The following is a 7,476-nucleotide window of genomic DNA, read 5'->3' as shown; positions in this document are numbered from 1 at the left end:
TTAAGTTCCTGACATAAAGCAGCATAACGCGCAAGAGCTTGTGCATTTTGATTGATAGCGCCTCTTGTTGGCAAAGTATCTGCATTAATAGCAATCACCGCCCGCCATTTAGCAAAACGCGCTCCCAAAGTATAATAATCTTTTAACCGATCACGAAGACCATCCAACCCTTCGGTAATTGTCTCTTGGGGAAAAGCGGCCAATGGTTTAGCACCCGTATCAACTTTAATTCCTGATAACGCCCCTGCATCATGAATAAGATCTGTCAACATTTGCCCTGTTGATGCTTTTTGTCGAATGGTTTCATCAAATAAAATCACCCCAGAGATAGCGTTTTCCATAGCTTCTTTTGCACTAAAAAGCATTTCACGGTAAGCACGACGCCTATCTTCATTGGATTCAACACCAATGCTTTCAAAACGCTTTCCAATGGTCGCCGTACTTTCATCTGCCGCTAAAATACCTTTACCCGCCTGCACAAGAGAAAGTGCAATATCTTCAAGCCGTTCAGTCATAAAAAAATTCCTCTTTATTTTCTCTATTTTTTCTTAAAATTTTCCAAAAGTGCGCAATACGCTTAAACTCACCTTACGCAACACACAGCTTTAAAGCCTTTAAAGCTGTTTTTCAAATAAACCCTTTAAGCCTGCATAAGAGCAAGAATACCGGGCAAAACCTTCCCTTCCATCCATTCTAAAAAAGCCCCTCCAGCAGTCGAGAGATAAGTAAAATCATTGGCAACCCCAGCATGGTTAAGAGCAAAAACCGTATCGCCTCCTCCAGCAATTGAAACCAATTTGCCCATTAAACTCCGTTCTGCTGCATGACGTGCAACGGCAATTGTTCCCTTATCAAAGGGAGGCATCTCAAAAACACCAAGGGGTCCATTCCACACGAGGGTTGAAGCTTTATCTATCACGGTGTTGATATGGGCAATAGAGCGCGTCCCAATATCTAATATCATGCCATCTTCAGGAATATCGCCAATATCATACAGACGATGCGGTGCATCTTTTTCAAAACGAAATCCAACGACAGCATCCACAGGAAGCAGAAGTGTACAGTGACACTCTTGTGCTTTTTTAATAATTTTTTTTACCGTTTCCATCAATGCATGTTCACACAATGACTTCCCCACATGGATACCTTGCGCGGCTAAAAAACTGTTAGCCATCCCGCCCCCAATCACCAAGGTGTCGACTTTTTCCACCAAATGATTGAGAACAAAAAGCTTACTGGAAACTTTCGCCCCTCCCACAATGGCAACGACAGGATGCGTTGGATTTCCAAGCCCTTTTTCTAAGGCCTGCAACTCAGCTTGCAAAGAGCGCCCCGCATAAGAGGGCAACAAATGCGTTATTCCCTCCACCGAAGCATGGGCACGATGAGAAACGGAAAAAGCATCATTGACATAAAGATCCCCATTATGCGCCAAAGCCTCTGCAAAAGAACAATCATTCTTTTCTTCACCGGCATAAAAACGAACATTTTCAAGCAGTAAAATACCACCATTTTGTAATGACTCAATCGCCACCTGCACCGCCGAGCCAATACAGTCAGGAGCAAAAGTAATCGGCTGATTAATGATTTTTTCCAATACTTCTACAACAGGACGGAGTGAAAATTCTGGTTCTACCTTTCCTTTAGGACGACCACAATGAGAAAGCAGAATAAGTTTAGCACCACGCTTTTGTAGCTCAACGAGCGTTTCTTTATGTCGTACAAGACGCGTCTCATCACAAACTTTGCCCAGTGCCATAGGAACATTAAAATCTACACGCACAAGAACACGTTTGCCCAAAACATCAACATCATCAAGTGTACGAAATCCCATCACTGCTTCCTCTTCACTTTCCATTGTTTCAAATAACAACGCATCAAGCAAACCTACTCACTTTTTCCCACTTACCCCCTCTTTGTTTTTGCATGGCACATCTTTTCTTTTGCACGAAAGAGCGCTACGACAGCTTCCCTTCTCTCCCCTATGCTTGGAAAAGCCAAAACCTCTATCATCAAGTGTACACAAACCCAACATCGTTGTTATCTTCACATCCCATTGTTGCAAAACAAATGCATTGGCTCAATTTGATTTCCATTCAAGCTTCCTTTTACTTTTATGCAAAAGAGTTTACACTTTTCGTCTTTTTTACGTTGTCTCATCGAGATCTTATTTTTCACATTTTACGCTTTCATGCGGCTTTTAAAAACACATATTGCTCCACACCAAAACAAAACGCATCATCAATCTTTTAACAGCATTTGTTTCCTAGCACACAAGACAACACACTTTATCCGCTTTTCTCACAATTGTATAAAACGAGGCTTTTTCTTATAAGAAAAGGACCCGAAGGTCCTTTTTTCTACACTGTCTTGGCAAAAGCCACAGCCGTATCACTCATACGGTTAGAAAAACCCCATTCATTATCATACCAAACCAGAACACGACAGAGCTTACCATCAATCACCTTGGTTTGATCATTGTGGAAAATAGCTGAATGAGGATTATGATTAAAATCACAACTCACAAGCTTTTCCTCTGTATAGTCTAAAATTCCCTTTAAGGGACCGCGTGCTGCAGTTGCAATCGCTGTATTAATTTCTTCAATCGTTGTGGAACGCTTAGCGGTAAATGTCAAATCCACCACGGAAACATTTGGTGTTGGAACACGGATCGACACACCATCGAGCAAGCCTTTTAATTCTGGCAAGACCAATCCCACAGCTTTTGCTGCTCCTGTTGAGGTAGGAATCATCGAAAGAGCTGCCGCACGCGCCCGATAAAGGTCACGATGCATGGTATCCAATACAGGTTGATCACCCGTATAAGAATGAATTGTTGTCATAAATCCCTTTTCAATACCCACCGTGTTGTGCAACACTTGTGCAACAGGGGCTAAGCAGTTGGTTGTACAAGAAGCATTTGAAACAACGCGATGCTCATTATTTAAAAATTGATGATTAACCCCGTATACCACGGTAAGATCCGCTCCTTCAGAAGGAGCAGAAACAAGCACACGCTTTGCCCCCGCATCCAAATGAGCCTTTGCTTTGTCACGAGCAGTAAAAATGCCCGTACATTCCAAAGCAATATCGATATCTAAATCTTTCCAAGGCAATTGTGCAGGATCACGCTCTGCGCATACCTTTATTAAACCACTCCCCACATCAATGGCATCCCCCACCACCTTAACATCCCCAGGAAAACGCCCATGAATTGAATCATAGCGCAACAAATGGGCATTTGTTTCCACCGATCCTAAATCATTAATTGCAACCACTTCAATATCTTTTCGTCCACTTTCTATAAGAGCACGTAAAATATTGCGTCCAATACGACCAAACCCATTAATTGCAACACGAACTGTCATTTCACATGTTTCCTCATCTCATTTTTAAAGCACAACAAATGGGCATCTTCCAACCCCAAACTATGAATTCCCAACACGTCAATATCTCGATCAATGACTGACGTATCCACAATAATGCACAACATTATCCACAACACTGTACAAAATAGGATGTTCTACAACCACCCCCACTCATGACAACACAAATTGTCATTTTGTCTTTTCCTCTTCGATCTTTTCCAGCTCTTTTTCAGCGGTAGCAACGACATTTTCCCAAGTAATACCAAAATGCGCATAAAGGTCATCAATTGTTCCACTTGCACCAAACCCCTCCATGCCAATAAACACACCATCACAGCCAATAAAACGGTCCCATCCTTGGGCAACAGCAGCTTCAATCGCGATTTTAATCGGCGCATCTCCAATGAGAGCCTTTTGATAGGAGCAAGATTGTTGAGAAAAGAGTTCAAAACAAGGGACAGAAACCACACGCGTTGGGATACCTTTTTCTTCTAAGACTGTATGTGCTTTTACCGCAATTTGCAATTCTGAACCGGAAGCGAACAAAGTCACTTGCGCCTCATCACTAGCCGTTAAAAATTCATAAGCACCAAGCATACAGAGATTTTCTTCTTCATACTCTTGACGCAAAAGCGGTAGATTTTGTCGACTCAAAGCCAAAGTAGAAGGCGTCCCGCATGCTTTCAAAGCCAATTGCCAACACTCGACTGTTTCCATAGCATCAGCAGGACGGAACACAAGATGATTAGGCATAGCACGCAAGCAAGCTAAATGTTCCACGGGTTGATGGGTCGGACCATCCTCCCCAAGACCAATAGAATCATGGGTCATGACATAAATCACCCGCAACCCCATGAGAGAAGACAAACGCATAGCAGGACGCATATAGTCAGAAAAGCATAAGAACGTCCCTCCATAAGGAATAAAGCCCCCATGAAGAGCTATCCCATTCATTATAGCGCCCATTGCATGCTCACGAATACCATAATGAAGATATCGCCCTGAAAAATCATCCGCAGAGATAATTTCCATCTGACTGCTTTTTGTATTATTGGATCCCGTCAAATCGGCAGACCCCCCAATAGTCTCACTCACGACTTCATTGATCACTTCAAGAGCCATTTCCGAAGCTTTACGCGTAGCAACCACAGGAGACTCTTCAATGAGTTTCTGTTTATAAGCATCGATAGCGCCATCAAATCCACCCAATAGATCACCACGCATCAATCTTTCAAACTCGACCCGTTCTGAGACAGGAAGAGCAGCCAATTTTTCTTCCCACTTTTGTCGCTTTTTAGCGGCATTAAGCCCTGCTAAACGCCAATTATCGAGAATATCGGCTGGAATAACGAAAGGCTCTGCCTCCCACCCCAAGGCGATACGGGTCTCAGCAATTTCTCGTACACCTAAAGGGGCTCCATGAACTTTATTGGTTCCAGCTTTATTCGGTGCTCCAAAACCGATTGTTGTTTTACAAGCGATTAAAGTTGGTTTATCAGAATTTTTCGCCTCTTCAATGGCATGTGCAATGGCTGTTTGGCTATGTCCATCGACTTTGAGCGTATTCCAACCAGATGCCTTAAAACGCGCACATTGATCTGTGGTATCCGCAAGAGAAATTTCTCCATCAATAGAAATATTATTATCATCCCACAACACGATAAGCTTATGAAGTTTTAAATGCCCAGCCAAAGAAAGTGCTTCTTGCGAAATCCCTTCCATCAAGCATCCATCCCCCACCAATGCATAAGTATAATGGTTGATAAGATCGCCAAAACGAGCATTTTGCAGACGTTCTGCAAGAGCCATCCCCACAGCATTAGCCAACCCTTGTCCGAGAGGTCCAGTTGTTGTTTCAATTCCTGCCGCATGCCCATATTCTGGATGTCCCGCAAGCTTTGCGCCTAATTGGCGAAAATTTTTGAGATCCTCAATACAGATATCTTCATAACCAGAAAGATACAGCAAAGCATAAAGCAACATCGATCCATGTCCTGCTGATAACACAAAACGATCACGGTCCGGCCAACGAGGATTTTTAGGATCATGAGCAAGGAATTGTGTATAAAGAACCGTAGCAATATCGGCTGCCCCCATTGGCAAGCCCGGATGACCAGAATTTGCTTTTTCAATCGCATCAATAGCAAGAAAACGGATAGCATTGGCCATCTGATTCTGTTGGAGGGTGTTTGTCATGAATGATCGACCATTTCGTTAAATACGTTATTCTGTTGCTTTTTCCGTATTCTCTTAAAATTCCTTAAGAAATACTCTTTTTAACCACCTTTTAACCATCAGCATGAAACTTCTTGTCACCACTTCAATATATTAATAACAGTCCCCTCACGCATCCTGTATATCCATGTCATTTATGCCAATACGCGTAAAAAATCCAGCTTTTAATTTATATCTATCCCCTGCTTTGCTTGCTAAAATATCTTACATACTTAAAAATAAAATACACACAATACGAGAATGTAAGTGATTCGTTTTTGCATAACGCATTGATAAAGGATACAATTACCCAAAGGACAAAAGCAATGAACCAAGAGACTACGGTTCTACAAGATGCTCTAGAGCACCTAGAAAAAGCACTTAGAACCTTAGAGATCACCATAATAAACCGCAACGCCGTTATTGATAAAAATAACGAATGGGAAGAAGAAATTCAACGAATGAATGCTGACCGCAGCCATCTTGCCCAAGCGCTTGACAAAGCTGAAGCCCAAATTGAACGCTTAGAATCTGTTAACAAAGAAGTTTCCAAACGCCTTATTAAAGCAATGGAAACGATTCGTATCGTCATTGATAGATAAAGGTTTGAATGTATGGAAACAGTTTCCGTTACCATTGATGGTAAAAATTATCGCATGGCTTGTAATAAAGGACAAGAACGTCATCTTATTGCGCTTGCCGCTCAATTGGATCAATACATCACCCATTTAAAGAAAAATTTTGGTGAAATTGGCGATCATCGTTTATCGGTTATGGCTGGCATAATGATTATCGATGAAATGGAGGAAATAAAACGAGAAAATAAAAAGTTACAAGAAGACTACAATGCTCTTTTACGCCTTCACAATGAAAGAGACCGCACCATGGGAAAAATTATGCGTGATACCACACAACGCATTGAAAATCTCACCAATCAATTGCTCAAAGATGATCAAAACAGTACAAACATTCAAGAACAAGAACAGGAAGACTTCTAAAACATACAACAGCGCCATAATAAACGTGCGATTTTATTTGCCTCCCCTCATAGGATAAAAATTCTTAAACCCACACCCCTAAACAATCCGATTTTTTATCGAGAGGATTCCACTGACAAATCACACATAATTAACTTAAGATCCGATCAAAAAACCGTGTTTCGAATATTTCGCTGACACACAAACACTTCATACATCAAAGAAGCAGCCTTATATTACCGCGTTTCCAATGATGGATCGCCCACAACAAGTGTCCAAAACCAACATCCCAAAAATCAATATCATTGTAAAAAGAAATCATATCGATGATCGATCCAACAATGCATAAAGCCTATTATTTTTTACATAAAAGCAATGCATGAAAAGCATATTTTTTAAACACATTCATCCATCACTTTATTCTCATGCCATACCAGCATAACTTTTTGGGCCTCATAATTTTATTCAATTCTGTTTGCAAAAATTTCATCCACTCATAAAAGCTTAAAATGATAAAATTTTTAAAGCTCTCAAACAGCACAAGAATGAGCCCTCATGATCAATAAACAATCGCGCTCGTAAAAGATTAATAAAGTGATCCCTAAGATGCCTTAATGAAATAAAAAGAGGATCTCCTATTAAATGCTCCACCATAAAAGCCACTTTCTCAGAACTAAAAACAAAATCAATAGACCACATCACCACATCTACTCTACTCCCATCATCAAACCTCATGCCCAAACGAAATGCCGTGCGGTTTCCCCAATAGGAGATAACGCAATAATCGATCTATGGGAACGTTCACGAGAGGTGCGCAACCCCGTTGTTCCTAAAATCGGTTCAAAAATGCATGAAAAAATACCAAGCGTAAACCGCTCAAATCCCCTTCGTGCCATCTTGAGAAACAGAAGCAATAC

Annotated in this window: 6 protein-coding genes and 1 pseudogene; 2 read left to right on the top strand and 5 right to left on the bottom strand. The window is 41.3% G+C overall.

Annotated elements, in window-relative coordinates; all coding sequences use genetic code 11:
- From BN338_RS07940 to tkt, 4 genes are all read right to left on the bottom strand, one after another.
- Positions 1-515 (bottom strand): class I fructose-bisphosphate aldolase (locus BN338_RS07940; RefSeq protein WP_156809276.1); only part of this gene is annotated, 515 nt, incomplete at its 3' end.
- A 125-nt stretch (positions 516-640) separates the two neighbouring features.
- Entirely contained in the window at positions 641-1,834 is a 1,194-nt protein-coding gene (locus tag BN338_RS07935; protein ID WP_039760856.1) for a phosphoglycerate kinase, read from the bottom strand.
- 526 nt (positions 1,835-2,360) lie between these two features.
- Positions 2,361-3,368 carry a type I glyceraldehyde-3-phosphate dehydrogenase gene (gene gap, locus BN338_RS07930; protein WP_039760791.1) on the bottom strand — a complete coding sequence of 336 codons (1,008 nt, stop codon included), beginning with the start codon at positions 3,366-3,368 and terminating at the stop codon, positions 2,361-2,363.
- 189 nt (positions 3,369-3,557) lie between these two features.
- The gene (gene tkt / locus BN338_RS07925) at positions 3,558-5,564 is read right to left on the bottom strand and encodes a transketolase (protein ID WP_039760789.1); all 2,007 of its coding nucleotides are present in this window, start codon (positions 5,562-5,564) and stop codon (positions 3,558-3,560) included.
- A 344-nt stretch (positions 5,565-5,908) separates the two neighbouring features.
- On the opposite strand from tkt, the gene BN338_RS07920 reads away from it, so the two are divergent.
- Both BN338_RS07920 and BN338_RS07915 read left to right on the top strand, forming a co-directional pair.
- Entirely contained in the window at positions 5,909-6,184 is a 276-nt protein-coding gene (locus tag BN338_RS07920; protein WP_039760787.1) for a DUF4164 domain-containing protein, read from the top strand.
- Between the two features lie 12 nt (positions 6,185-6,196).
- Positions 6,197-6,580, top strand: a complete 384-nt coding sequence (locus BN338_RS07915) for a cell division protein ZapA (protein ID WP_039760785.1) — start codon at positions 6,197-6,199, stop codon at positions 6,578-6,580.
- A gap of 710 nt (positions 6,581-7,290) precedes the next feature.
- Here BN338_RS07915 and BN338_RS12695 read toward each other — a convergent pair.
- Positions 7,291-7,476 (bottom strand): annotated as a pseudogene (locus BN338_RS12695) (hypothetical protein); the annotation flags it as partial.

This window comes from Bartonella queenslandensis AUST/NH15 (assembly GCF_000312585.1).
GTDB classification, from domain to species: domain Bacteria; phylum Pseudomonadota; class Alphaproteobacteria; order Rhizobiales; family Rhizobiaceae; genus Bartonella; species Bartonella queenslandensis_A.
Note: the sequence above shows the minus strand (reverse complement) of the source record. Positions and strands in the feature narration are given on the sequence as shown.

What these genes read in the sequence shown, in the direction of transcription:
- BN338_RS07935 (WP_039760856.1), bottom strand. Translation starts at nt 1,834, where the DNA reads ATGGGATTTCGTACACTTGATGATGTTGATGTTTTGGGCAAACGTGTT.
- gap (WP_039760791.1), bottom strand. Translation starts at nt 3,368, where the DNA reads ATGACAGTTCGTGTTGCAATTAATGGGTTTGGTCGTATTGGACGCAAT.
- tkt (WP_039760789.1), bottom strand. Translation starts at nt 5,564, where the DNA reads ATGACAAACACCCTCCAACAGAATCAGATGGCCAATGCTATCCGTTTT.
- BN338_RS07920 (WP_039760787.1), top strand. Translation starts at nt 5,909, where the DNA reads ATGAACCAAGAGACTACGGTTCTACAAGATGCTCTAGAGCACCTAGAA.
- BN338_RS07915 (WP_039760785.1), top strand. Translation starts at nt 6,197, where the DNA reads ATGGAAACAGTTTCCGTTACCATTGATGGTAAAAATTATCGCATGGCT.